The following is a 22,916-nucleotide window of genomic DNA, read 5'->3' as shown; positions in this document are numbered from 1 at the left end:
GAGAGTCAGTGTCGATCCTGAGGGATTGTCACACTTTTTCGACAGTTTGCACAGAAAACCGATAGCCGGTGCCGCGTACTGTTTGGATATATCGGTCGTGACCATCCAGTGCCAAAGCTTTGCGCAGACGCCGAATATGCACATCTACGGTGCGCTCCTCCACATAGACATTGCCGCCCCAGACGTGATCCAGCAACTGGGTGCGGGTATAGGCGCGCTCTTGGTGAGAGAGGAAAAAAGTTAGTAGGCGAAACTCGGTAGGACCCATCTCCACCGGCTGTCCTTTAATGGTGACTCTGTGACTCAGTGGATCGAGCAGTAATTCGCCGGCGCCGAGGGGGTCTTCCGGGGTGGCCGGACCCGCGCGGCGCAGCACCGCCTTAAGGCGTGCGACCAGCTCGCGGGGGGAGAAGGGCTTGGTGATGTAATCGTCGGCTCCTGTCTCTAACCCTTTGATTTTATTATCTTCTTCGCCTTTGGCGGTGAGCATGATAATGGGGATTGAGGTGGTCAGCTCGTCGCGCTTAAGGCGCCGAGCGAGCTCGACGCCGGATACATCGGGCAGCATCCAGTCGAGAAGAATCAGGTCTGGCTTTTCATCGATGACCAGGGCGTGGGCCTCCTGGGCGTTTTCCGCTTCCAGGCAGCGGTAATCCGCCATTTCCAGTGCCACACGCAACATATCGCGTACTGCGGTTTCGTCGTCGACAATCAGGATCGTTTTACTGTGCATTTGGCTGCCATACCCGTTCTGTTGTCAGAATTTCCCATTTATGGGCGGGGATTAAACGGGATTTATATGACAAATATATGACGGTCTCGTCTGAACCCCCAGACCGGGATCAACTCAGGACATAATGCAAAGATATTCCGGCAAACAGCGCCAACCCAACCCAATTGTTGTGGAGAAATGCCTTGAAACAGGCATCTCGGTCGCGATTGCGGATCATCCACTGTTGCTGGGCGAAAAGTACTGCTACTACAGCCATGGCCAAGTAGTAAACGGTGCTGAGGTCGAAGCGCTGACCGATCAACAGTAATGCCAGCAACACCAGCAGTTGCAGGGCCGCCGTCATGACTCTATCCATTTCGCCGAACAGGATTGCCGTGGATTTAACGCCGATTTTAAGATCATCATCCCGGTCCACCATGGCGTAAAAGGTGTCGTAACACAGGGTCCATAACAGGTTGGCGGTATAGAGCAGCCAGGCTTGGGGCGGCACGTCGCCAGTGACCGCGGCAAATGCCATAGGAATCCCCATACTGAACGCCGCCCCTAATACCACCTGTGGCAGGTGCGTATGGCGCTTGGCGAAGGGGTAGCAAAAGGCCAGTAACAATGCTGGCAGCGACAATAAAATTGTGAGCGGATTAGTCGTGAGCACCAGCAGGAAGGCTGCCAGGCTGAGCCCGCCAAATAAGCCCAGGGCCGCTTTGGGTGTGATCTGGCCGGTAGCTAAGGGGCGCGTCACGGTGCGCTTTACATGACCGTCAATCTCCCGGTCGGCGAAGTCATTCACCGCGCAGCCGGCCGCACGCATCAGGATCACCCCCAGGGTGAATACCGCAAAGAGGTGGATTCCAGGCCAGCCACCTGCGGCGAGCCACAGCGCTGCCCAAGTGGGCCACAGCAACAGCAGGGAACCGATGGGCCTATCCATGCGCGCCAGCTGCCAGTAAGGCATGGCGGCGGGCCAGCGTGTGGCGATTTGTTGGCTGATCACGGTGGCTTCTCTCTCTGTGTCGTTTATTGGTTATTGGAAACTATGGGCGGACCTTCGGGGCGGAAATGCGAGAGGAAAGCTTCGGCGACCAGCAGGGGTTTATCCCGCAGCCAGAAAGTCGAGCGGCGTCCCCAGGCACAGTTGTCCTTGTCGCAAAGCCCCTTCAGTTGCAGGTCGGTGTTACGTCGCAACTGGTTCAATTCTATCTCGCCGCGGCGGATACCTGGCTCACTGAAAAGCAGCTCGCCCAGGGGGCGGTTGTCCAGGCTGCGCAGATTGCGGGACTTCCCCTGCAAGCTGCGCAGGGGTAGGACACTGCGGGCGTAGACCCAGGGTTGGCCGCAGCCCAACAATAATACTTCCCGCACCAGGGCGCGGCTGCGGCGCTTTAAATGCAATGCATGGCACTCCTCGGGGCGAGGCAGTTGCCAGCTCTGGCCGAGCACCTGCACACTAAAGTCCCCTCCGCTTAAGTGCTTCAGCGCAGCCGTGAGTGAGCCGGTGTACGCCAGCCATGGCAGCAGGTATTGCGGTGGCTGGGGTTGGGCCGGCCCGAAGGGCTGCCCACGCCAATCACCCGCAGGTACAAATGGAGATTGGTGCAACGATAACTCCGCAGTCTGGAAAAGCCGCATTGTACCCTGCCCACTGGCGGCTGGCGCCTCCCCGTTGGATTTTTGCTCACTGGTGCGGCAATGGATATAGTGCTCCTCTGAATGAAAACAATGAATTTATAAAAGAGAAGCTTGTTATGGGGCTTACGAAGAAAATTCTTCTGGGGATGTTTGCAGGTGCTGTGCTGGGGTGCCTGATTAATTACCTAAATATGAGCCAGTTGCTTGGCGAGGGCGTAACCAGCGCCATTAACCTTTACCTGACAGGCGGTCTGTTTGACATTATCGGTCGAATTTTTATCGCCTCGCTGAAGTTGATGGTGGTGCCACTGGTACTGGTTTCCCTGATTAGTGGCGCCTGTGCCCTATCGGAGGGCAGTCGAATCGGGCCGCTGGCCGGAAAAACGGTCCTGCTCTATATGTTGACTACCGCAATCGCCATCACTTTGGCGCTGTGTTTGGCACTGATCTTTCAGCCAGGTGTTGGAGTGAGCGAGGCCGCGGCCACGGTGAACTCGAACTTCCAGCCGAAGGAATCCCCGCCCCTTTCCGAAGTGCTGGTCAATATCTTCCCTACCAATCCGGTAGCGGCTATGGCCGAGGGCAATATGTTGCAGATTATTGTGTTCGCCCTGCTGATGGGCTACGCAATCTCCCGCTGTGGCGAGTCGGGTCAGCGTATTGCCGCTTTCTTTAACGACCTCAATACGGTTGTTCTGCGCATGGTGGGGGTACTCATGGTATTTGCTCCATACGGTGTTTTCGCTCTGTTGGCAAAGACTTTTGCCCAGTTAGGACTCGATGTACTTTTACAATTGATAAAGTACTTCCTAGTGGTTTTAGGAGCTTTGCTTTTACATGCTTTGGTTGTTTATTCAGCACTTTTAAAACTTCTGAGTGGCCTCAATCCATTAGAACTGCTGAAGAAGATGCGGCCTGCGATGATATTTGCCTTTAGTACAGCTTCCTCTGGGGCAACTCTTCCGGTAACCCTGGCGACAGTGGAGAAGCGTCTTGGTGTAGATAATAAGATTGCTTCATTCACTATTCCCCTGGGCGCGACAATTAATATGGATGGCACGGCAATTATGCAGGGTGTGGCCACCGTATTTATCGCCCAGTTCTATGGCATCGATATCGGTCTAACGGGTTATCTCACTGTTATTTTGACCGCAACCCTGGCCTCCATTGGCACCGCGGGCGTACCGGGTGTGGGTCTGATTATGCTCGGTATGGTTCTGCAGCAAGTGGGGCTGCCATTAGAGGGTATCGCCATTATTATCGGGGTCGACCGCCTGCTGGATATGGTGCGCACCGCGGTGAATATCACCGGCGATGCGGTGGTGAGCAGTGTGGTGGCGAAGAGTGAGGGCGCGCTAAATGAGGAGGTTTACTATGACTCCAACTACAACAGCGTAAATGCCAATGATTCACAGAGTACGATTGGCGCCCATTGACTCCGCTCAATAGTGCCCTGCGAACAGGGCAACGCCATCAAGCCTCGGCGAAACGGGGCTTGTTTTGCAGCCAGCGTTTGATCAGCAGGCGTTGCATCTCCTGATCGAGCACCGGGGATGCGGCAATTCTCTGTACCAGTGGCAACAGCTCGGCGTCTCGCTGCAGGTCGGCGATACGGTGCTGGATTTCGCCGGTCTGGCGGGTGCCGAGAATCTCACCGGGGCCGCGCAGGCGCAGATCTTCTTCGGCGATGGCGAAGCCGTCGCTGTGCTCGCGCAGCGCCTGCAAGCGCGCGCGCCCGTTTTGCGACAGCGGCGTACCGTAGAGCAGCACGCAGTGGCTGGCGATAGAGCCGCGCCCCACCCGACCGCGCAGCTGGTGTAATTGCGCCAGGCCGAGTCGCTCCGGATTCTCGATAATCATCAGGCTGGCATTGGGTACATCAACCCCCACTTCGATTACGGTGGTGGCCACCAACAGGTCGATTTCTCCCGCCTTGAAGGCGCTCATTACCTGCTCTTTCTGCTTCCCTTTGAGGCGCCCGTGTACCAGTGCCACGCTTGCGCCTTCGAGCATCTCCGCCAATTCCTCGGCGGTGGATTCTGCCGCCTGGGCCTGCAGGCTTTCGGACTCCTCGATCAGGGTGCAGACCCAGTAGGCCTGGCGCCCCTCGGCGATGGCACTGTGCACCCTTTCCATTACCTGATCGCGCCGGTCGTTGGAGATTGCCACGGTGTTGATGGGCTGGCGCCCCGGGGGGAGCTCATCGATGATGGAGCAATCCAGGTCGGCAAAGGCCGACATGGCCAGAGTACGCGGGATAGGCGTTGCGGTCATGATGAGCTGGTGGGGTTGCAGCCTGCCGGTGACACCGCTGGCGGCGCCCTTCTCGCGCAGTTCCAGGCGCTGGCGCACGCCGAAGCGGTGTTGTTCGTCGATAACCACCAGGACCAGGTTATGGAAAACCACCTCTTCCTGAAACAGCGCATGGGTGCCCACCACCAACTGGGCTTCGCCACTGGCAATCTTTGCCAGCTGCTCGCGCCGCTCCGCAACCTTCAGGCTGCCGGTGAGCTGGGCCACCTCTACACCAAGGGGCTCGAGCCAGTTATAGAAATTGATCCTGTGCTGCTCGGCGAGAATTTCTGTGGGTGCCATAACCGCTACCTGGGCCCCCGCGCCGATGCCCTTCAGCGCCGCCATAGCGGCCACCAGGGTTTTGCCTGCACCGACATCCCCTTGTAAAAGACGCATCATAGGGGTGCTCTGGGCGAGATCTTCGGCGATTTCTTTGCAAACGCGCTGCTGCGCGCCGGTAAGTGAGAATGGCAGTCGTGAGAGAAAATCCCTCTCCAGGGACTCATTCGCGGGTAGTGCGGGTGCCGCAACCCTGGCGCTGTTGCGACGCAGCTCCAGCAGGCTTAAGTGGTGGGCGAGTAACTCTTCCAGTGCCAGGCGCTGTTGGGCTGGGTGTATGCCAGCGGCGAGTTGTTCGAGCTGGGTCCCAGCAGGGGGGGAATGCAGGTATATCAGGGCGTCTCTGAGGGGGTAGCGCAATGTCTTGGGCAATAACTCTGCGGGGAGGAGTTCGGTAACTGCTCCGCCCTGTAAAAGTTTGATGGCTTGTTGCATCAGCCCGCGCATGCGCCCCTGGCTTACCCCTTCGGTTAAGGGGTAGACCGGGGTCAGGGTTTCCTCCGTGGTCGCGTTTTCACTACCGACCACTTCGGTTTCCGGGTGGTAGAGTTCCAGCCCGGCGGCGCCGCGGCGGGCTTCGCCGAAGCAGCGAAGGCGCACACCGCGCACAAACCGATTTTTCTGTGCCGCAGAAAAATGGAAAAAACGCAGGGTGATAGAGCCGCTCATATCCTGCAGTTTCACGACCAAGCTGCGTCGGCGGCCAAAGACGATATCCGCCGCGCTCACCTCCCCCTCAATTACCGCGTCCATGCCGGCGGTCAATCCGGCAATCGGTACTACGCGTGTGCGATCCTGGTAGCGCAGAGGCAGGTGAAACAGCAGGTCCTGCAGGGAGTGGATCTGCAGCTTGGCCAGCACCTGGGCAAACTTGTCCCCCACCCCTTTGAGGGCGGTGACCGACTGATCCGCAAGACTGCTTATGGCTCGATCAGATGACACTGGCTGATAGCCTCACGCAATATATCAATAGCACGGTGGCGTGGAAAACTGGCGCGCCAGGCCAGGGCAACGGTGCGGCGTGGGCCGGGCGCAGTAAAGGGGCGAGTCTCCAGTAGACCGCTGGCGTATTGTGAGGCATTGGCTGCGGAGAAGGGTAGTACCGTGATGCCGAGCCCAGATGCCACCATGTGTCTCAGGGTCTCCAATGAGCTGCCGTCGGCCGCCGTGCGAATACCGCCACCACCACTCTCTTTCTCCATGGTTACCTGCAAATGCGGGCAGGCCTCTAGCACCTGGTCGCGGAAACAGTGGCCCTCACCGAGCAGGAGTACATTGTCTTCGGTGAGTTGTTTGGGGTCGATATGTTCATATTGGGCGAGAGGGTGTCCTGCCGGCATCAACACTACGAAGGGCTCGTCATACAGGGGCTGGGTGACGACATCGGGCTCGGTAAAAGGGAGCGCGATAATAATGGCATCCAGCTCTCCCTTGCGCAGTCGCTGGCGCAGAATTGCCGTGTACCCCTCCTCCACGTACAGGGGCATATCGGGCGCCAAGTGCTGTAACTGCGGGATAAAGTGTGGGAATAAATAGGGTCCGATGGTAAAGATGGCCCCAACCGAAAGGGGGCTCGCCAACTGGTCCCTGCCCTCGCTGGCGATATCTTTGATGGTCGCGGACTGCTCCAGGACCAATTGGGCCTGGGCCACGATACGCTCCCCCAGCGGGGTGGCCTGTACCCGGGTCTTGGAGCGTTCGAAGAGAGCTACCCCCAGCTCTTTTTCCAGCTTTTTTACCGCGATAGACAGGGTTGGTTGGCTGACGAAGCAGCGCTCGGCCGCTCGGCCAAAGTGCTGTTCCTGAGCGAGAGTAACGATATAGCGCAGTTCATTGAGAGTCATGGTAAAGACAATTAGCTGGTCTGATTTGATAGCTATTATTCATAAATAATAGCCGCTGGCCAATAGTGCGCTTGAACCTGCCTCCTAAAGCACAAAGTTGGAAAAAAATACCAATTGTGGGCGCGCATATGGGATTGAGGCGCAAAATTTTGCTATATCTTATGGGGGGCAACAGAATGGAGAAACGCCATGGGAGTTTTATCCTGGATTATTCTTGGACTGATAGCCGGCGCCTTAGCAAAATGGATTATGCCGGGTAAAGATCCCGGTGGTTGGATAGTGACCATGGTGATTGGCATTATCGGTGCCTTTATTGGCGGTTGGCTGGGTGCTCTGATCGGGTTCGGTGGACCCGTGACCGGTTTCGGGTTTGGCGACATAATAACAGCCACCATTGGTGCGATTATCTTTCTCGCTGTCTACCGCCTACTCAAACGACGCGGTAATTAGTTCAACACCAGAGAGGCAGAATGAAATGGCGAGGCACAAGTTGCCCCGCACCAGTATTCATGGATGGTTACGCCGCAATCGTTTGCGGATCAATTTTGGGGTGTCGCTCAATCCTTGAGTGAACAGGATCAGGGTTCCTCTGGCTGGGTTTCTCCAGCGGGACTCAACAGCATAAAATCAAGGGAATATGGTAATTGACGCTATCCCAGGCGTCGGATTGCCGGGAACTATATGACAGAAAAAGAGAAGCTTTGGATCCTTGGGTGTGGTGACCTCGGGGCGCGTTTGGCGCTGAATATAGATCGCAAGCAATACAGCGTGTATGGAATGCGCCGCAACCCGCTTGTAGCGCTGGCCAGTAAACGTCGCGCAGATGCGGTCAACTGGCGTCGAGGGGATGCTACCCGAGTGGGGGATATCGAGCGTTTGTTGGCGGATGGTGCAGATATTGTTCTCGCCACATTCACCCCCGATGAGCACACTCCCGGCGGTTACCAGCGCGCCTATGTGGAGACAGCTCGGGCGCTGAGTGAGGCCATTCCCCGCCTGCCGAAGCCACCGCGCCTGGTGATTTGGGCATCCTCGACCCGGGTGTATGGTCAAAGTGGTGACGATTTCCTGGATGAACAGACGCCACCCGCCCCGAGCGGTTTTCAAGGGGAGGCTCTGCTCGCGGCGGAGGATATTATCCGCTCCGCCCTACCCGCGGCGTGCATTGTGCGCTTTGCCGGAATCTATGGGCCTGGGCGCGACCGCCTACTCTCCCAGGTGCGTGCCGGGCGCTGCGCGCCGCCCCAGCCACCGCAATTCAGCAATCGTATACACGTGGATGACTGCATTGGTTTCCTGCTGCACTTGGTTGAGCGGCACAAGCAGGGCTGGGCACCAGAGCCCCTGTATATCGGTGCCGACAGCAAGCCGGTGCCCATGTATGAATTGCAGCAGTGGTTGGTTAAAGCGATGGGGTACACCAGTGCCCATTTGCGCGAAATCGTACAAACCAGTGAGCGCCGCTCGAAAAAACTCAGTAACCAGCGCATGCTCGCCAGTGGCTACCAGCTCAAATATCCCGATTACAAAGTGGGTTACAGCGCGCTGCTGGAGGCGGAGGGGTGAGAGAAAAAGCGTAGTCCGACAGAGGAGCCGGGCGCCGGCCCGGCTTTAGTTGCTGGTTAAGGCACCATGACCCCTTCGGCCTCAAATTGGGCCCCCAGTGGCAACTCTTTGACCACCACGGTGGCGCGTGCCGGGTAGGGTTCTTGAAAAAATTCTGCCATCACTTCATTAACCGCGGCAAAATTCTTGCTGTCGGTAATGTAGAGGTTGAGTTTCACAATATGCTGCAGGGAGCCATCTGCGGCCTCACAGACGGCATTAAGGTTGCGGAATACCTGATGTGCCTCATCGGCGAAGCTGCCGGAAATCATCTGCTGGGTCTTAGGGTCCAGTCCTATCTGCCCGGACAGATACACCGTATTGTTGACCTTTACCGCCTGTGAGTAGGTTCCGGCTGCCGCCGGAGCCTTGTCTGTTTTGATGATCGCGCGGTTTGGCATGAGGCACTCCATTACTTATTACTATTTGCGGAAGGAAAGCGGGTAAATATAGCCTGCTTTGCGGCAGATGACAGCAGCAGTAGAGCCGGGTAAATGTGGGTAGCTAGTTTCGGCCGGTTACGGTCGCGAGATGCGGATGACCGACGGCAGATTGCGCAGCCTTTTCATCACCCGCGCTAGGTGAACACGGCCGCTGACTTCCAGGGTCAGAGAAATCACGCTGTTGTGCGCGTCCTTCTCGTCCACGTTGATCTGTTCAATACTCGCGCCCTCTTCGGTGATACGGGTGGCCAGACGCGCGATAATGCCGCGCTCGGATTCCACTTCCACGCGCACGTCACCGAGGAACTCCCCGCGTACATCTGGCGACCAGTTCACCAGCATCAGGTTTTCCGGGTGTTCGCGGAATTCATTGGTATTGCGACAGGTATCCCGATGTACCACGACACCTTTGCCCGAGCTGATATGGCCGATAATCGTATCCCCGGGAATTGGCCGGCAGCAGCGTGCAAAGCTGATCATCATGCCCTCCTGGGCGTCGATGGTCAGCGGTGAGGAGATATTGCTCGCTTCCGCCTCTTCGCTGTGTACAGGTGCCAGCAGTTTGGCTGCGGAGAAGGCAACCTTGTTGCCTAAGCCTATCTCCTCCAGCAGTTTTTCCAGGGTTGCACACTTGGCTTCCTGCAGGCCCTGCTCAATCTGTTCTGGCGTCAGCTCTTCGAGGCGTGTATTGAACTTACCCAGGGCCTTTTCCAGCAGGCGCCGCCCGAGGGCAATGGAATCGTGGTGGCGCTGGTGCTTGAGGAAGTGGCGAATGGCGCTGCGCGCCTTGGCGGTGACGACAAAGTTGAGCCAGTTGGGATTTGGCTGGGCGTTTCTACGGGTGAGAATTTCCACTTTTTGCCCACTGGCGAGCGGTTGCGAAAGCGGTGCCAGGCGCTGGTTGATACGCACTGCAACACAGGAATTACCGATGTCTGTATGCACCGAGTAGGCGAAATCTACCGCGGTGGCGCCGGCGGGCAGGTCGACAATCTGTCCCTTGGGGGTGAAGACATAGACTTCGTCAGGGAACAGATCAATTTTGACGTTTTCGATAAACTCGAGGGAATCGCCGGCGCGCTGTTGCATCTCCAGCAGCCCCTGCACCCAGCGGCGTGCGCGTACCTGGCTGGTGCCGCCGGTGTTGATTACCTCGTCACCAGAGGCCTTGTACAGCCAGTGGGCGGCGATGCCGCTGTTGGCCATCTCGTCCATTTCCTTGGTGCGGATCTGCACTTCGATGGGTACCCCGTGCATACCCAGTAACACGGTGTGCAGCGACTGGTAGCCGTTGGATTTGGGGATGGCGACATAGTCCTTGAACTCGGAAATGACCGGCTTGTATAAGCTGTGCATCACACCGAGTACCCGGTAACAGGTGTCTACGCTATCCACAATAATGCGGAAGGCGTACACATCCATAATTTCCTTGAAGGACTTCTTCTTGGTGCGCATCTTTTGGTAGATGCTGAACAGGTGTTTCTCGCGGCCGATCACCAGGGAGCTGATGCCCTCCCGCTGCAGACGCAGTTCTATGGCGTTTTGGATTTTTTCCAGCAGCTCTTTACGATTACCGCGCGCGGCCACAAGTGCGGCGCGCAGGCGACTGGCACGCAGTGGATGGGTGGCAAAAAAGGCGCGATCTTCAAATTCGATACGCACATCGTTCATGCCCAGGCGGTGAGCGATAGGGGCGTAGATTTCCAGGGTTTCGCGGGCGATGCGCTGGCGTTTTTGCGGCTTTAGCGCGCCGAGAGTGCGCATATTGTGCAGACGATCGGCCAGTTTAACCAGAATCACGCGGATATCGCGCGCCATGGCCAGTGCCATTTTCTGGAAGTTCTCTGCCTGCTTCTCCGCGGCGCTATCGGTTTCAAACTGGGTCAGTTTGGAGACGCCGTCGACGATCTCGGCAACCTCACCACCAAACTGTTCTTCCAGCGCGGCCTTGGGTATACCGGTGTCTTCGATCACATCGTGGAGCATGGCCGCCGCCAGGCTCTCGTGATCCATATGCATGCCCGCGAGGATAGTGGCCACTGCCAATGGGTGGGTCACATAGGGCTCACCCGAACGGCGCTGTTGGCCGTCGTGGGCTTGCTCCGCATAGAAATAGGCGCGACGGACTATCTGAATTTGCTCGGGAGGCAGGTATGAGGAGAGGCGGTGGGCCAGACTATCGATGGTGTGCAATGCCGCGTGCGCCTCTCATATAACTCACAAAACTCTCAGCCAGAACGGACTGATATCAAATATCCTGGTCGGATAGATAGGCCGGAGCTGCCATTGGCGCGGGGGCCTCTTCGCGATCTGGTTGGTCGAGGATGCTCGCATCCACCAAGCCCTCCTCGATTTCGCGCAGTGCGAGTACCGTGGGCTTGTCGTTCTCTTCTGGAACCATCGGATCGTGGCCGCCGGTAGCGATCTGGCGGGCGCGCTTGCTGCCCACGATAACGAGTTCGAAGCGGTTGTCTACGTGCTCCAGGCAATCTTCAACAGTAATACGTGCCATAAACTTTCGGTTCCATTCGCTGTGCCCGGGGAGGGCGAATTCTGTTCGGAGGGCCGGTTATTTTACCGGACCGCGGAGTGTACGCAATTCGATCAACCGCCTCAATGGCGTAGCAGTGCCTGCAAGAGCGCACCGTGGCGCTTTTGTTGCTGTAGCAGGCGCTGGCGCTGGGCGGTGAAGATGGAGCGCAGTTCGGTCAAGGCTTGTTCGAAGTCGTCGTTGATGACCAGATAATCGGCTTCTACGTAGTGTGCCATTTCATCGATGGCCTGGTCCATACGGCGTTCGATGACCGTTTCATCATCCTGACCGCGGCCGGTGAGGCGATCGCGCAGGGCCTCCTGGGAAGGCGGTAAAATAAAGATACCGATGGTTTCCGGGTGCAGCCGGCGCACTTGTGCAGCGCCCTGCCAGTCGATTTCCAGGATTACATCGCGGCCGCTGGCGAGAATTTCTTCGATACTGCCCTTGGACGTTCCGTAGTAGTTATCACCATACACCTGGGCATGCTCGAAAAAAGCATTTTGATCAAGCATCGCCAGAAACTCTTCCCGCCCCACGAAGTGATAGTCGACACCATTTACCTCGCCAGGGCGCATGGGCCGAGTGGTGTGGGAAATAGAAACGGTGACCTGGTTGTCGCTATCCACCAGCGCTTTCACAAGGCTGGTTTTCCCCGCACCGGAGGGAGCGGATACGGTATAGAGGGTTCCTGTTTGCACAACTGATCCTGTTCGAGGGCAAAGCGTGCATTATAACCGAAGCGGCTACCCGAGCGGAGGCTAGCAGTCGCGGAAGATTGAGTGAAAGGCTAAACCCCGGCCGGAGTTGGGGGGTAGGTGTTGGGAGTTTCAGGAGGCGCTACAAACTGCCACCTGAACCCGGCCGGGATCGCCCAGCGGGAGTTTGTTCAGCCACCACCAAAAATCTGCGGCTGAGACTCACCCCTTGTTGCTAATCGCAAACGACAGCGACTGTATCCTCTTTACCACTGATTGCCAACCACCCCCAGGCCAGAGCACTGATAGTGATATAGATGGCCAAAATTGGGACAAATTGTGCATTTAACAGTGTCAGCCCCCCGGCATAGAGTGCCAATCGCAGAGGCTCCAGGTACTTTGTCAGTGGGTGGTTGTCGAGGATGCGGCCGTTGATCACCAAGCTAAAAACCAAGAGGGCAACAATTGTCAGCAGCGCGCCTGAGGCTAGGCTTTGGTAGTACCACAATAGAGCCAGGGTGGCGGTGGAATAGCATAGATGTTGAGCAAAGGCGTAAAAGCGCAGGCCCCGGCGGATCTGCGGATCAAAGCGCTGGAAGTGCGCCAGGTCGGTGGAGGGTACCGGCATTGCCGCCTCGGCGTCGGCGGGCCGGTAACCGGTGGGGCGGAACCAAAGGGTAAATTTGTCCCACCAGTTTTTTGTGTACCAGGCGTCCTGGGCCATACGTTTCAGATGCTGCAGGTTGGCTGCAAGCGGATCGAAAGTGTTGAGGGGTTTGCGCACACCATAAATACAGGGTTCCTGCTCCAATTCTTCCTGGTAGGTGCCAAACAGCCGGTCCCATAAAATCAGGATGCCGCCGTAGTTTTTATCCACATATACTTGGTTTTGTGCGTGATGCACACGGTGGTTGGAAGGGGTAATCAGCAGCCATTCCATCCAGCGAATTTTGGGGATTTTTTGCGTATGTACCCAGAACTGGTAGATCAGATCGATGGCACCGGCCGCGATCACCATCTCCGCGGGTAGGCCAATGAGTAGGAGGGGCAGGTAGAAAACCCAATCCAGTTGCAAACCACCGCTGGATTGGCGCAGAGCGGTGGTCAGGTTGTAGTCCTCGCTCTGATGATGCACTAAGTGTTCTGCCCAGAACACATTCACTTCGTGACAGAGGCGATGCTTCCAGTAATAGCAAAAATCGTAGGCCAGGACGGCCAGTAACAGATGCCATCCATTGTTCAGGGACCAGTTGAAGCCGACGGCTTGATAATAGGGCTGTAACAGTTGAAAAAGCGGAAGGTAAATTATCAGAAATAGGCTTTTGTAAGTCAGTCCGAGTGTGCGGCTGAGGATACCCGTACTTAAATTACCCAGGGCGTCATTGAGGCGATAAACCCCCCACCCTTTCCAGCGGTCCAGGGCGAGCTCTGTGAGCACGGCGATCAGAAAAAAAGGGATAGCGAAGGTAATTAGATCCACGGCGACCTCTTATTGTTATTGCGCTTTGGTCTACCTCGAACTGTGCCACACAGATCCACTCGGACAAATATTCACAGGAGCTGGATTCCGAAATCCGTCAGTGTTCGCTCGCAAAAATCAGTCTCCCCGCCATAAATCTCTTTAACCTGTTGTTCGTGCAGTGGCCGAATCGAACAACTTCAAGATCATGTGTTCAACTGCTGCACGGTCAGCAGTGGCACGGAGAAAGGTGCGCAGCCCGATCATCTGGACCTGCAATTGTCGGGCAAGCAGGTCTGAATCTGTATCTTCCGACAGCTCCCCATTGGCCATCGCCTCTTCTACATATTGGCGGAATTTGGCCCCATGTGCAGCCAAGAGGGTGCGAGCTTCGCCCAGTAGCTCCTCCTCACTTTCGTCCAGTTCAGAGATGGCCTTGGCCAGCAAGCAGAGCTCATTCGGGGTATTAGCGTCGCCGTCCAATAGCATGTGACGAAAATAAGTGCGCAAGCCACCTATGGTGGTTTTTCCTCCGTCGATACACTGCTGAAGAAGTTCAGTGCGATTCTGGGCATAAAAGCGAAGAGCTTCTTTGAAAAGTCCAGACTTACTGCCGAAAGCAGCATAAATGCTGCCGGGACGCAGGTTGGTGGCCTGCTGTAGGTCACGGGTTGAGGTGGCGTGAAATCCCCTTTGCCAGAATAGCCAGGTTGCCTTTTGTAGAACCTCCTGACGATTGAATTTCGCGGTATTGGCCATACTGCCTCCAATTGAGCGACTGCTCAAATTCTACCCTGCTGGGGGGAATACGCCAATTACCATTTGTTATTGAACGACCGCTCAAAATTCTATAGCCTGAGCTTAGTTGATCGATCGCTCAATTATTTAACCCAGAGAGAGAAGGTAGGTTTAGCGATGAAAGAGTTCCAAGTTTATGATCTCGACAGTGCGCCAGAAGGCAGTAAACCCTTGTTACAGAAATCCATCAAAGCTTTTGGGTCTATCCCCAACCTGCACGGGGTGATGGCGGAGTCGCCCCAGGCCCTGGCGGCCTACCAGGACCTGCATCAGCACTTCATTGATAGTTCATTTAATGCTGAGGAGATGACGGTGGTGTGGCAAACTATCAATGTTGAACACAATTGCCATTACTGTGTTCCGGCGCATAGTGCAATTGCCAAGGCTATGAAAGTGGATGATGCAATTAACGAAGCGTTGCGTAACAAAACTCCTCTACCTACCAAAAAGCTCGAGGTGTTGAGAGATACTACTTTGGCGATTGTACGTGAGCGCGGAGTGGTATCTGATCAGGTATTGGAGCGCTTTTATGGTGCCGGTTATAACCGGCAAAATATGCTGGACATTATTGTCGGCGTTGCGCAGAAAGTGATGAGCAATTACATCAATCACCTTGCCGATACACCGGTAGATGCCCAATTTGTTTCTTTTGTACGTTAATTTGGCTGGTGCTGTTGTGGGAGAGTGAGAAAAAGGCCGGCCTATGCCGGCCTTTTTCTATGGCGTTAAGTTCAGTTTGCCACTTAAGGTGCGGCTTCGGCTTCTAGAGTTGCACCTGTATAGGATCTGTAGCCGTATACGGTGATAGTCCAGGTACCTGACTGAGGATTACTGATGGTGCAGCTCTCATTATTGTTTGAATTCCCGGAAGTGCATGCCCATTGTGAAGAATTGCTATGCCCCACGTACAAGTCTGCATCACCCTCGCCACCGTACATCTGCACGTTCAGGGAGGAGGTGCCTGATCCCACTTCGATAGTGAAGTCCCTCCGGCTGCGCCAGCCGCCGGAGAGGTTGGTTTCCGTCCAGCTGGCACCAGTGCCTTCTCCATCACCGCCATCACCATCACCACCACTATTGCCGCCAGTGGCCATGGCCACTGCCGCTGCGGCATCGACAATACCTGCACCGCAGCCGCTGCAGGAGGCCGGGAAGCTACGTGCTGTAGTGGTCAGAATAGACTCGACGTCGTCCGGGGTGAGGCTGGAATTCACTGAATAGAGCAGCGCGGCGGCACCGGCCACGTGAGGCGCGGCCATACTGGTGCCCTGCATGTAAACGTAGCTATCGCTACCGGCGACGGTAGCACCGCTATTGTGCGTGGAGAGGATCCCATCGGGGTCGTTAGAAAAACTCTGTGCCCCCCCCGGTGCCGCAATGTCGACCACGCTGCCGTAATTAGAGAAGTAAGAGCGACCGCCATTACGATTGGTGGACGCAATTGTAATCACCCCATTACAGCTCGCGGGGCTGTATTGGCTCGCGTTATCCGTTTCATTACCAGCGGCAACAACTACGGTAGCGCCGAGACCGCGCGCGGTATTAATGGCATTTTGCGTGGTGGTGTCGCAGCTACCGCCACCGCCGAGGCTCAGGTTAAGTACCTGGGCTGGGTTGGTGTTGGTTGGCAGACCACTGACAGATCCGCCGGCACCCCAGATGATGCCGTCGGCGATATCCGAGGTATAGCCACCGCAGCGGCCGAGCACGCGAATGGGGACAATCTTAGCTTTGTAGGCGACGCCTGCAATGCCCATATTATTGTTGGAGACCCCTGCGATAGTGCCGGCTACATGGGTGCCGTGCCAGCTGCTGTCACTTTCAGAGGGGATACGCGGATCGTCGCCACAGGCCTTATCGGTGTACCAGTCGCCCGGATCGGTGGCATCGCTATCGCGACCGTCGCCATCCACGGAGACAAAGGTGTCGGAAATCATGTCGTAGCCCGGCAGTATATTGCCTACCAGATCGGGGTGAGGGCGGTAACCGGTATCGAGGACAGCGACAACAGCACCTTCGCCCTGGGTTACATCCCAGGCGGCGGGTAGGTTCAAGCCACCGGTGGATTCGAAGTAATGCCATTGATTGAGGTAGCTGGGGTCGTTAGGCACCGCCATAGCGCGCATAATCCGGTCCGGCTCGGCATACTCCACATCCGGGTCCTGTTTGAGGCGGCTAATAATCGCGTTGATTTCCGCCTTATTTTTGCGTCCTTCCAGGCGCATTACTTGTGCTCCAGTGGCCATGCGGCGCAGGTGGCGCATCTTGTGACCGGCACGACGTGAGGCCTTGTCCACCGTCTCCTTGGCCATGGTCGCGGTCCGACCGGCCTTGGCGCTCTCTTTATATTTGACGATGATCCGATCGGTGAACAGCTGATTGTCGGTTTCCTGAGCCTGGGCGGCGAAGGGGGTCGTACACAACAGTGAGAATATGCTCGCTAGGGCCGTCTTTTGCAGCAAACCTTTCAGTGGTGATGTCATTATTGTTATTTCTCCAAAATTGTTGTTAACCGGTTGTCGGCCGCTATTGCGGCAAACCGGTCACTCCTGAGTAGCCTTCCGGGTAATAGAAAAAAATCTATCAACCGAGCGCTCCAAATAAACCCAAAATGGGGAATTGGCAGCTAAAGAAAGCAATTTTGGTACCAGAATTTCAATCTGGTACGAATGTATAACGATGTCGAAATCATTGTCCTCAGCCGAGACATGACAACTTATGTGTCTTAAAGCGACAAATTTATAAAATTTGAGAAATAAGTCCGGTATTGAAAATTTATCTATCGGAAAAATGTGTCGCAGTTCGCAGGGGACGTGTTGAGGGGAGCGAGAAAAACCCTAAAAAAAACGATCACAATTTTTCTTTTAGGTAGGAATTCACGTTATGTCTTTGGGGGCTTTGTAACTCTGGATTTTTCGATCTACGGGATCAAGGCCTTTTTTTCTGGATCGGTGCCTGGCGGAGAGAGGATGAGCTTTTCATCAGGAGATAAAGGGCGTTTGGAGTTTTCTTAAAAGTGCCATTGGAGCATTCATATTTTTTCTGCTGGAAAATTATATGAATTCTACTGAGTGCTCGCTGCGTGTGACGACCCTAAATGCTGAATAGCTCGTGATTTAGGTTTGGGTTCAATTTATCGGGCCATGCTGTAACTAGGGGCGTGTGCCCAAAATTTCGCAGCTAATACGCCGAAAATAAAACCAAAGAGGTGCGATTCCCAAGAGATATAATTTCCTTGCGGTAGCACGCCAAAAATAAGGCCGCCATAAACCAATCCTACAAAAATAGATATGATTAATCGACTGAAGTGCTTACTGATAAATCCGGCCAGTAGTAAAAACCCTAGGTAGCCATAGACTACGGAACTTGATCCCAAGTGGTTTCCGCCTCTAGCAAAAAGCCAAACGGCAAGCCCGGTGGCAACAATAATGGTCAGTGTCACTTTCAGGTAGGTTTTAACTCCGTACTGTAATACTAAAAAGCTAAAAACACACAGGGTAAATATGTTTGATAGAAAGTGCCAAATACTTCCGTGCAGCAAAGGAGCGGAAAAAATATGGGGTAGATGATTGAGAGATCTTGGGACCAGACCAAAATAGTTTAGCGATCGGCCAGTCAGTATATTGACTATCTCAATCGTGGCTAATACTAAAAATATAGCTCCAACCCATTTAATATTCTTTCGCATACGTTTTGCTATTTATTTAGAGGCGGGATAGATAGTGGAAAGGTTCTCTCGAAGAGTGTGACTTTGGGGCTTTCATTTGTATTCCGAAAGCCCCTATTACTTTCTTACTCAATATTCTGCACTTGCTCGCGCATCTGCTCAATCAGCACTTTCAGTTCTACGGCGGCTTGGGTCGTGTCAGTCACAATGGATTTTGACGAAAGGGTATTGGCCTCGCGATTAAATTCCTGCATCAGGAAATCCAGGCGGCGACCAATGGCGCCGCCACCGGCGAGTACACGGCGGGTTTCTGCTGTGTGGGCACTGAGACGATCCAGCTCCTCATCCACATCGGCCTTTTGCGCGAGAAGTACAATCTCCTGCTCCAGGCGGTCTTTGTCCAGGTCGACAGAGAGTTCCTCCAGGCGGGTGCGCAGTTTTTCCCGTTGAGCTTCCAAAATTTGTGGCAACAGCTGGCGCACCAGGGCAACCTGCTCCTCGATACCTTTGAGGCGGGCCTCGATAAACTTGGCCAGTTCTGCGCCCTCGCGCTCGCGGTTTGCATGCAGCTGTTCCAGCGCCTCGCGAAACGCGTGCAATATTGTGGCGGATTGTTGCTTGGTATCGGCTTCCGGTTCGCTGATCACGCCGGGCCACTGCAGGATTTGTAAAGGGTTGAGTGGTTGGGTGTCCTCACTGGCGGCCACCTGTTTGGCGGCGTGAACCAGTGCCTGTGCCAGTGGCTGGTTGATTTCGAGGCCAGTGCTTTCCACGCTGTTGGCTTTTACCGTAAGGGTGAGTTCCAATTTTCCGCGGGATAAATTTTTGCGCAAAATATCGCGCAGCTGAGCTTCCAGGGGACGCGCGACTTCGGGTAGGCGAAAATGGGGTTCCAGGTAGCGGTGGTTAACCGAGCGCAGCTCCCAAATGGCGGTTCCAGTGGCATAGGTGGCTTCGGCGCGGCCGAAAGCTGTCATGCTTCGCACCTTGTTCTGTTCCCGGTTATTGGCCATTGCTGATCCCCTGCAGGCGTATTTATCGGCCCGGCATGATAGCACAGCGTTCGGATATCTATGTGGGGGTATATAATGCTGGGCTTTCATTCATTGTCTGAGGTGAGCTATGCAGCGTCCCAGTGGTCGCGCAGCCGCGCAATTGCGTCCGATTAAAATAACCCGAAACTATACCCGCCACGCCGAAGGCTCTGTGCTGGTGGAGTTCGGCGATACTAAAGTCCTTTGCAATGCCTCAGTATCGAGTGAAGTGCCGCGCTTTTTACGCGGTCAGGGCAGCGGCTGGATCACCGCTGAGTACGGCATGTTACCGCGCTCTACGGGCTCGCGAATGCCCCGTGAAGCTGCCAAGGGCAAACAGAGTGGCCGCACCGTAGAAATTCAGCGCCTGATTGGCCGCTCTCTGCGTGCGGCGGTGGACTTGGAAAAACTCGGCGAAAACCAGATCACCATAGACTGCGATGTGATCCAGGCCGATGGCGGTACTCGTACTGCGGCGATCACGGGCGCTTGTGTGGCACTGGTAGATGCGCTGCGACACATGCAAAGGGAAAAATCCCTCGATAAAGATCCATTACTCAATCTGGTCGCTGCTGTTTCTGTAGGTATTTACGATGGCGAGCCGGTGCTGGATTTGGATTATCCGGAGGACAGCACGGCCGATACCGACATGAATCTGGTGATGGCGGCGGACGGTGGCATGATCGAGGTTCAGGGGACGGCGGAGGGCAAGCCTTTCACCGAGAAGGAATTTGCGCAGATGCTGGGGCTGGGCAAGGCGGGTATTGATGAATTGATCGCCCTTCAGCAAGAGGCGCTGGATCAATAGTAAGTTGGCGGTACGTCATTACCCCTTTGGGGATAACACAATCCGCTGATTGGCTCTGCGAATCAGCGGATTGAAGGCGCCCGGAGCGCCCTGGCCCCAGAATAGTTACACTTCGATATCGTAATCCATCATCACTGGCAGGTGACTTGAAAAATTTACGTTTTTATTGATCGCGCCGTATTCGATACGGTTTTTCAGGCCGTGTGACACGATCTGCATATCGGTGCGCCAGCCATCGCCCTCGCCCACCACACCGCTGGGCCACCAGCTAAATTCATCAGTGTCTTTGACTACGCGGCGGAAGGCATCGACATAGCCGATTTCATTGAACAGTTGGTCCAGCCAGCGTTGTTCATGGCGCATAAAGCCGGGATTGTCCTGGTGATCGGACCAGTTCTGCACATCGGCGCGGCGGTGTGCCATGCCCCAGTTACCGCAGAAAATAAAATCCCGGCGCTTGCGACTGATTTTATGGAGATGCGCCTGCATATCGTCGAAAAACTGAACTTTTTTCTCCAGCGATGCCTCGTCGGTGGCCACTGGGGCGAGTAGGGATCCGACACTCAAGCGCTCAAAGTCCGCCTGTAAATAACGCCCGTACATATCCTCGCCATTGGCAAAACCCATGCCGAAAATAATCGCTTTGGGTTGGCTGCGAGTATAGATCGCCACGCCGTTTTCATGGGGCGTTCCCGAGTCGAAGAAATAGCTGTAATAGCCATCGGGGTGGAATATCGGGTGGTCGAGATCGGGCTCCAGGGCACGGAGGTCCTGTAGGCAGATGATATCTGCATCCTGCTCGGCCAACCAATCGTAAAGGCCGCGTTGTGCGGCCTGATGAATGCCGTCAACAGACAAGCTCACTATTCGCATTATTAGCCCCTTACCAGCGGACTGTGTATCATTAGAAACATTATTTGCATGCCTATCCCCGGAAATGCTACGGGGAGGTCTCCCTTCACCTTAGCTAATAGTTAACAATTTTCCATGCAGCAATATCAGCGCAATTTTATCCAACTGGCCCTGGATCATCAGGTGTTGTGTTTTGGTGACTTCACTCTGAAGTCAGGCCGTCAAAGCCCTTATTTTTTCAATGCCGGCCGTTTCCACACCGGTGCGGCATTGGCCGCACTTGGGCAGGCCTATGCCGAGGCGATTATCGCTTCGGGAGTTGAATTTGACGTCATTTTTGGGCCGGCTTACAAGGGTATCCCGCTGGGTGCGGTGACTGCCGTGGCATTGGCACAAAAGGGCATTGATAAGCCTTTCTGTTACAACCGCAAAGAGGCCAAGGATCACGGCGAAGGCGGAACCTTAGTGGGTGCGCCGCTTAATGGCAAGGTTTTGATTATCGACGATGTAATTACCGCGGGCACTGCCGTGCGTGAAGTAATGCAAATTATCGAATCCCATGGTGCCGAGGCGGCCGGAGTGGTGATTGGTTTGAACCGCCAGGAAAAAGCCAGTGAGGATTGTGAATTCTCCGCTATTCAGCAGGTCGAGCGACAGTTTAATATCCCGGTAGTCAGCATTGTGCAGCTGGACAACATTATCAGTTTCCTCGAGCAGGAATCTCAAGACAGCGAGACTCTGCAAAAAATTGTGAATTATCGGCAGCGTTACGGCGTAACGGGTTAATAAAATAGTCCACCGTCCTAACGGGCCGCACCACTTAGTGAGAAGAGCGATGCGAATCGCCCCTATAGCGCGCTTACTGTTCACCGTTACTCTGCTGCTTAGCGCCCTGGCGAATGCCGCGGGTAGTGGGCAGGTGCTCTACCGCTATACCGATGAGCAGGGCATTACGGTGCTCAATGAAGCGATTCCACCGGGGTATGTGGCCCGGGGCTACGAGATTCTCAATTTCTCTGGCCGGGTGATCGAGGTGGTTCCCCCGCAATTGAGTCCGGAAGAGTACGAGGCGCAGCGCCAACAGCAAGCGCGTGAAGAAGCGGATCGCAAGTTGCTCAAGCGCTACAACAGCCTTGCCGACATAGAGAGTGCGCGCAAACGCAAGCTGGCAATTGTCGAGCAGGATATGGCAATTATGCACTCAAATATCACCAGCCTCAGTCGCCAGATCGCCCAGGAAGAGGCGCAGGCAGCACGCACTCAGCGCGGGGGCCGCGAGGTGGCCCCTGAGCTTCTACAGCGTATCGCCGATTTGCAAAAAGAAGTTTCCGTTTTGCGCGAGAGACTCCAGCGGAGGGCTGAGGAGGAGAGTTCCATCGCGGCGGAGTTCGACAAGGCCGCGGCCCGCTACGCGGAAATCACCTCCAGGTCCTGAGTATTTGCGGACTTTCCCTTGCATTGCACAAGTGCGTGTCCGCTTATCCCTATCCCACTGAATTGTTAACGAGTGCAGTCGCGCAGCCAGTTATGTTACCTGGCTGCAGCGACGGTTTCGCGGAAAAAGCCGGAGGTCAGTACCGGCCACTGCTCGGCCCAGTACTCGGTGGGCTTGCGTTTAAAACCGCTGCGCACATATTGCACGATGCGACCCTCAGCGCTGGCCAGCAACAGGTTGGCGGCACCACCCAGGGGCAGTGTCGGGCGCAGGTGCTCGCGCAGTTCCGCCTCGCGCAGAATCTGGCGAATCTGGGTTTCCAGACGATCGAATAGTTGCAGGATACGCCCGTGCAGGCGCTCGGTCTCGCCGGTTAACGCATCGCCCGTCAGCAGGCGAGTAATGCCCGGATTGCGCTCACAGAATGCCAAGAGAAGGTGCAGGATTTTCTGGCAACGCTCCAGCGCCGAGGGCTCCTCCTGTAGGATCAGTGCGATACGGCTGAAAATGGTCTCCTCGATAAATTCTATTAGACCTTCGAACATTTTTGATTTACTGGGGAAGTGGCGGTATAGCGCCGCTTCAGAAAAGCCAACTTCCTTGGCTAGGGCTGCAGTTGTAATACGTGCGCCGGGACTGGCCTCCAGCATATGTGCCAGAGCTTCCAGTATTTGTTGACGCCGATTGATTTTTTCGCTGCTCATTGACTGCCTTTAGTCCACTTGGGGGGCGGACGGTGGTTTTTGC

23 protein-coding genes are annotated in these 22,916 nt (G+C 55.3%); 7 read left to right on the top strand and 16 right to left on the bottom strand.

Going from position 1 to position 22,916, the window contains the following annotated elements:
- Positions 1–28: 28 nt before the first annotated feature.
- From phoB to ACCI51_RS12565, 3 genes are all read right to left on the bottom strand, one after another.
- Complete coding sequence (gene phoB / locus ACCI51_RS12575; RefSeq protein ID WP_299585132.1) at positions 29–733, bottom strand: phosphate regulon transcriptional regulator PhoB; 705 nt, start codon at positions 731–733, stop codon at positions 29–31.
- A gap of 109 nt (positions 734–842) precedes the next feature.
- Positions 843–1,685: a 4-hydroxybenzoate octaprenyltransferase gene (ubiA, locus tag ACCI51_RS12570; RefSeq protein ID WP_371843887.1), complete on the bottom strand. Its 843-nt coding sequence runs from the start codon at positions 1,683–1,685 to the stop codon at positions 843–845.
- A gap of 62 nt (positions 1,686–1,747) precedes the next feature.
- Positions 1,748–2,329, bottom strand: a complete 582-nt coding sequence (locus ACCI51_RS12565; RefSeq protein ID WP_371843857.1) for a chorismate--pyruvate lyase family protein — start codon at positions 2,327–2,329, stop codon at positions 1,748–1,750.
- 146 nt (positions 2,330–2,475) lie between these two features.
- Between ACCI51_RS12565 and ACCI51_RS12560 the strand changes: the two genes are divergently transcribed.
- A complete protein-coding gene (locus tag ACCI51_RS12560) occupies positions 2,476–3,795 on the top strand; it encodes a dicarboxylate/amino acid:cation symporter (protein WP_371843856.1) in 1,320 nt (439 codons plus the stop codon).
- A gap of 37 nt (positions 3,796–3,832) precedes the next feature.
- Here ACCI51_RS12560 and recG read toward each other — a convergent pair whose 3' ends face one another.
- On the bottom strand, positions 3,833–5,935 hold the full coding sequence (recG, locus tag ACCI51_RS12555; RefSeq protein ID WP_371843855.1) for an ATP-dependent DNA helicase RecG: 2,103 nt from the start codon (positions 5,933–5,935) through the stop codon (positions 3,833–3,835).
- Positions 5,914–6,837: a hydrogen peroxide-inducible genes activator gene (locus ACCI51_RS12550; RefSeq protein WP_371843854.1), complete on the bottom strand. Its 924-nt coding sequence runs from the start codon at positions 6,835–6,837 to the stop codon at positions 5,914–5,916. The genes recG and ACCI51_RS12550 overlap by 22 nt, the downstream gene beginning before the upstream one ends.
- A gap of 189 nt (positions 6,838–7,026) precedes the next feature.
- Here ACCI51_RS12550 and ACCI51_RS12545 point away from each other — a divergent pair, with 189 nt between their 5' ends.
- Both ACCI51_RS12545 and ACCI51_RS12540 read left to right on the top strand, forming a co-directional pair.
- Entirely contained in the window at positions 7,027–7,287 is a 261-nt protein-coding gene (locus ACCI51_RS12545) for a GlsB/YeaQ/YmgE family stress response membrane protein (RefSeq protein ID WP_020413961.1), read from the top strand.
- A 231-nt stretch (positions 7,288–7,518) separates the two neighbouring features.
- Positions 7,519–8,403 (top strand): NAD-dependent epimerase/dehydratase family protein, encoded by an 885-nt coding sequence (locus ACCI51_RS12540; protein WP_299585142.1) that lies wholly within the window; start codon positions 7,519–7,521, stop codon positions 8,401–8,403.
- Positions 8,404–8,459: 56 nt separating this feature from the next.
- Here the strand turns inward: ACCI51_RS12540 and ACCI51_RS12535 are convergent, their stop codons facing one another.
- From ACCI51_RS12535 to ACCI51_RS12510, 6 genes are all read right to left on the bottom strand, one after another.
- On the bottom strand, positions 8,460–8,843 hold the full coding sequence (locus tag ACCI51_RS12535; protein WP_371843852.1) for a Rid family detoxifying hydrolase: 384 nt from the start codon (positions 8,841–8,843) through the stop codon (positions 8,460–8,462).
- Between the two features lie 117 nt (positions 8,844–8,960).
- Positions 8,961–11,078, bottom strand: coding sequence for a bifunctional GTP diphosphokinase/guanosine-3',5'-bis pyrophosphate 3'-pyrophosphohydrolase (spoT, locus tag ACCI51_RS12530; protein ID WP_299585146.1), 2,118 nt, complete (start codon positions 11,076–11,078; stop codon positions 8,961–8,963).
- 55 nt (positions 11,079–11,133) lie between these two features.
- The gene (rpoZ, locus tag ACCI51_RS12525) at positions 11,134–11,397 is read right to left on the bottom strand and encodes a DNA-directed RNA polymerase subunit omega (RefSeq protein ID WP_299585148.1); all 264 of its coding nucleotides are present in this window, start codon (positions 11,395–11,397) and stop codon (positions 11,134–11,136) included.
- Between the two features lie 101 nt (positions 11,398–11,498).
- Positions 11,499–12,119 (bottom strand): guanylate kinase, encoded by a 621-nt coding sequence (gene gmk / locus ACCI51_RS12520; protein ID WP_371843851.1) that lies wholly within the window; start codon positions 12,117–12,119, stop codon positions 11,499–11,501.
- Between the two features lie 232 nt (positions 12,120–12,351).
- Entirely contained in the window at positions 12,352–13,596 is a 1,245-nt protein-coding gene (locus ACCI51_RS12515; RefSeq protein WP_371843850.1) for a sterol desaturase family protein, read from the bottom strand.
- A gap of 141 nt (positions 13,597–13,737) precedes the next feature.
- Positions 13,738–14,334, bottom strand: coding sequence for a TetR/AcrR family transcriptional regulator (locus tag ACCI51_RS12510; protein WP_371843849.1), 597 nt, complete (start codon positions 14,332–14,334; stop codon positions 13,738–13,740).
- A 156-nt stretch (positions 14,335–14,490) separates the two neighbouring features.
- Here ACCI51_RS12510 and ACCI51_RS12505 point away from each other — a divergent pair, with 156 nt between their 5' ends.
- Complete coding sequence (locus ACCI51_RS12505) at positions 14,491–15,033, top strand: carboxymuconolactone decarboxylase family protein (RefSeq protein ID WP_299585156.1); 543 nt, start codon at positions 14,491–14,493, stop codon at positions 15,031–15,033.
- Between the two features lie 83 nt (positions 15,034–15,116).
- Here the strand turns inward: ACCI51_RS12505 and ACCI51_RS12500 are convergent, their stop codons facing one another.
- From ACCI51_RS12500 to ACCI51_RS12490, 3 genes are all read right to left on the bottom strand, one after another.
- Complete coding sequence (locus ACCI51_RS12500; protein ID WP_371843847.1) at positions 15,117–16,856, bottom strand: S8 family peptidase; 1,740 nt, start codon at positions 16,854–16,856, stop codon at positions 15,117–15,119.
- Between the two features lie 650 nt (positions 16,857–17,506).
- The gene (locus ACCI51_RS12495) at positions 17,507–18,061 is read right to left on the bottom strand and encodes a rhomboid family intramembrane serine protease (RefSeq protein WP_371843846.1); all 555 of its coding nucleotides are present in this window, start codon (positions 18,059–18,061) and stop codon (positions 17,507–17,509) included.
- Positions 18,062–18,165: 104 nt separating this feature from the next.
- The gene (locus ACCI51_RS12490) at positions 18,166–19,053 is read right to left on the bottom strand and encodes a YicC/YloC family endoribonuclease (RefSeq protein WP_371843845.1); all 888 of its coding nucleotides are present in this window, start codon (positions 19,051–19,053) and stop codon (positions 18,166–18,168) included.
- 109 nt (positions 19,054–19,162) lie between these two features.
- Between ACCI51_RS12490 and rph the strand changes: the two genes are divergently transcribed.
- Positions 19,163–19,882 carry a ribonuclease PH gene (gene rph / locus ACCI51_RS12485; RefSeq protein ID WP_299585164.1) on the top strand — a complete coding sequence of 240 codons (720 nt, stop codon included), beginning with the start codon at positions 19,163–19,165 and terminating at the stop codon, positions 19,880–19,882.
- A gap of 105 nt (positions 19,883–19,987) precedes the next feature.
- On the opposite strand, the gene ACCI51_RS12480 is transcribed toward rph, so the two are convergent.
- Complete coding sequence (locus tag ACCI51_RS12480) at positions 19,988–20,755, bottom strand: exodeoxyribonuclease III (protein WP_299585166.1); 768 nt, start codon at positions 20,753–20,755, stop codon at positions 19,988–19,990.
- 114 nt (positions 20,756–20,869) lie between these two features.
- Between ACCI51_RS12480 and pyrE the strand changes: the two genes are divergently transcribed.
- Positions 20,870–21,520 (top strand): orotate phosphoribosyltransferase, encoded by a 651-nt coding sequence (gene pyrE / locus ACCI51_RS12475; protein WP_371843843.1) that lies wholly within the window; start codon positions 20,870–20,872, stop codon positions 21,518–21,520.
- A 49-nt stretch (positions 21,521–21,569) separates the two neighbouring features.
- Positions 21,570–22,169: a hypothetical protein gene (locus tag ACCI51_RS12470; RefSeq protein WP_371843842.1), complete on the top strand. Its 600-nt coding sequence runs from the start codon at positions 21,570–21,572 to the stop codon at positions 22,167–22,169.
- A gap of 95 nt (positions 22,170–22,264) precedes the next feature.
- Here the strand turns inward: ACCI51_RS12470 and slmA are convergent, their stop codons facing one another.
- The gene (gene slmA / locus ACCI51_RS12465) at positions 22,265–22,873 is read right to left on the bottom strand and encodes a nucleoid occlusion factor SlmA (protein WP_299585172.1); all 609 of its coding nucleotides are present in this window, start codon (positions 22,871–22,873) and stop codon (positions 22,265–22,267) included.
- Positions 22,874–22,916: the final 43 nt, after the last annotated feature.

This window comes from Microbulbifer echini, from assembly GCF_041447225.1.
Taxonomy (GTDB): Bacteria; Pseudomonadota; Gammaproteobacteria; order Pseudomonadales; family Cellvibrionaceae; genus Microbulbifer; species Microbulbifer echini.
This window is presented reverse-complemented; position numbering and strand designations above follow the sequence as displayed.

What these genes read in the sequence shown, in the direction of transcription:
- ACCI51_RS12540 (WP_299585142.1), top strand. Translation starts at nt 7,519, where the DNA reads ATGACAGAAAAAGAGAAGCTTTGGATCCTTGGGTGTGGTGACCTCGGG.
- ACCI51_RS12490 (WP_371843845.1), bottom strand. Translation starts at nt 19,053, where the DNA reads ATGGCCAATAACCGGGAACAGAACAAGGTGCGAAGCATGACAGCTTTC.
- ACCI51_RS12550 (WP_371843854.1), bottom strand. Translation starts at nt 6,837, where the DNA reads ATGACTCTCAATGAACTGCGCTATATCGTTACTCTCGCTCAGGAACAG.
- ACCI51_RS12480 (WP_299585166.1), bottom strand. Translation starts at nt 20,755, where the DNA reads ATGCGAATAGTGAGCTTGTCTGTTGACGGCATTCATCAGGCCGCACAA.
- ACCI51_RS12470 (WP_371843842.1), top strand. Translation starts at nt 21,570, where the DNA reads ATGCGAATCGCCCCTATAGCGCGCTTACTGTTCACCGTTACTCTGCTG.
- ubiA (WP_371843887.1), bottom strand. Translation starts at nt 1,685, where the DNA reads ATGCCTTACTGGCAGCTGGCGCGCATGGATAGGCCCATCGGTTCCCTG.
- ACCI51_RS12505 (WP_299585156.1), top strand. Translation starts at nt 14,491, where the DNA reads ATGAAAGAGTTCCAAGTTTATGATCTCGACAGTGCGCCAGAAGGCAGT.
- ACCI51_RS12510 (WP_371843849.1), bottom strand. Translation starts at nt 14,334, where the DNA reads ATGGCCAATACCGCGAAATTCAATCGTCAGGAGGTTCTACAAAAGGCA.
- ACCI51_RS12560 (WP_371843856.1), top strand. Translation starts at nt 2,476, where the DNA reads ATGGGGCTTACGAAGAAAATTCTTCTGGGGATGTTTGCAGGTGCTGTG.
- pyrE (WP_371843843.1), top strand. Translation starts at nt 20,870, where the DNA reads ATGCAGCAATATCAGCGCAATTTTATCCAACTGGCCCTGGATCATCAG.
- ACCI51_RS12535 (WP_371843852.1), bottom strand. Translation starts at nt 8,843, where the DNA reads ATGCCAAACCGCGCGATCATCAAAACAGACAAGGCTCCGGCGGCAGCC.
- ACCI51_RS12500 (WP_371843847.1), bottom strand. Translation starts at nt 16,856, where the DNA reads ATGACATCACCACTGAAAGGTTTGCTGCAAAAGACGGCCCTAGCGAGC.
- ACCI51_RS12495 (WP_371843846.1), bottom strand. Translation starts at nt 18,061, where the DNA reads ATGCGAAAGAATATTAAATGGGTTGGAGCTATATTTTTAGTATTAGCC.
- ACCI51_RS12545 (WP_020413961.1), top strand. Translation starts at nt 7,027, where the DNA reads ATGGGAGTTTTATCCTGGATTATTCTTGGACTGATAGCCGGCGCCTTA.
- rpoZ (WP_299585148.1), bottom strand. Translation starts at nt 11,397, where the DNA reads ATGGCACGTATTACTGTTGAAGATTGCCTGGAGCACGTAGACAACCGC.
- phoB (WP_299585132.1), bottom strand. Translation starts at nt 733, where the DNA reads ATGCACAGTAAAACGATCCTGATTGTCGACGACGAAACCGCAGTACGC.
- slmA (WP_299585172.1), bottom strand. Translation starts at nt 22,873, where the DNA reads ATGAGCAGCGAAAAAATCAATCGGCGTCAACAAATACTGGAAGCTCTG.
- rph (WP_299585164.1), top strand. Translation starts at nt 19,163, where the DNA reads ATGCAGCGTCCCAGTGGTCGCGCAGCCGCGCAATTGCGTCCGATTAAA.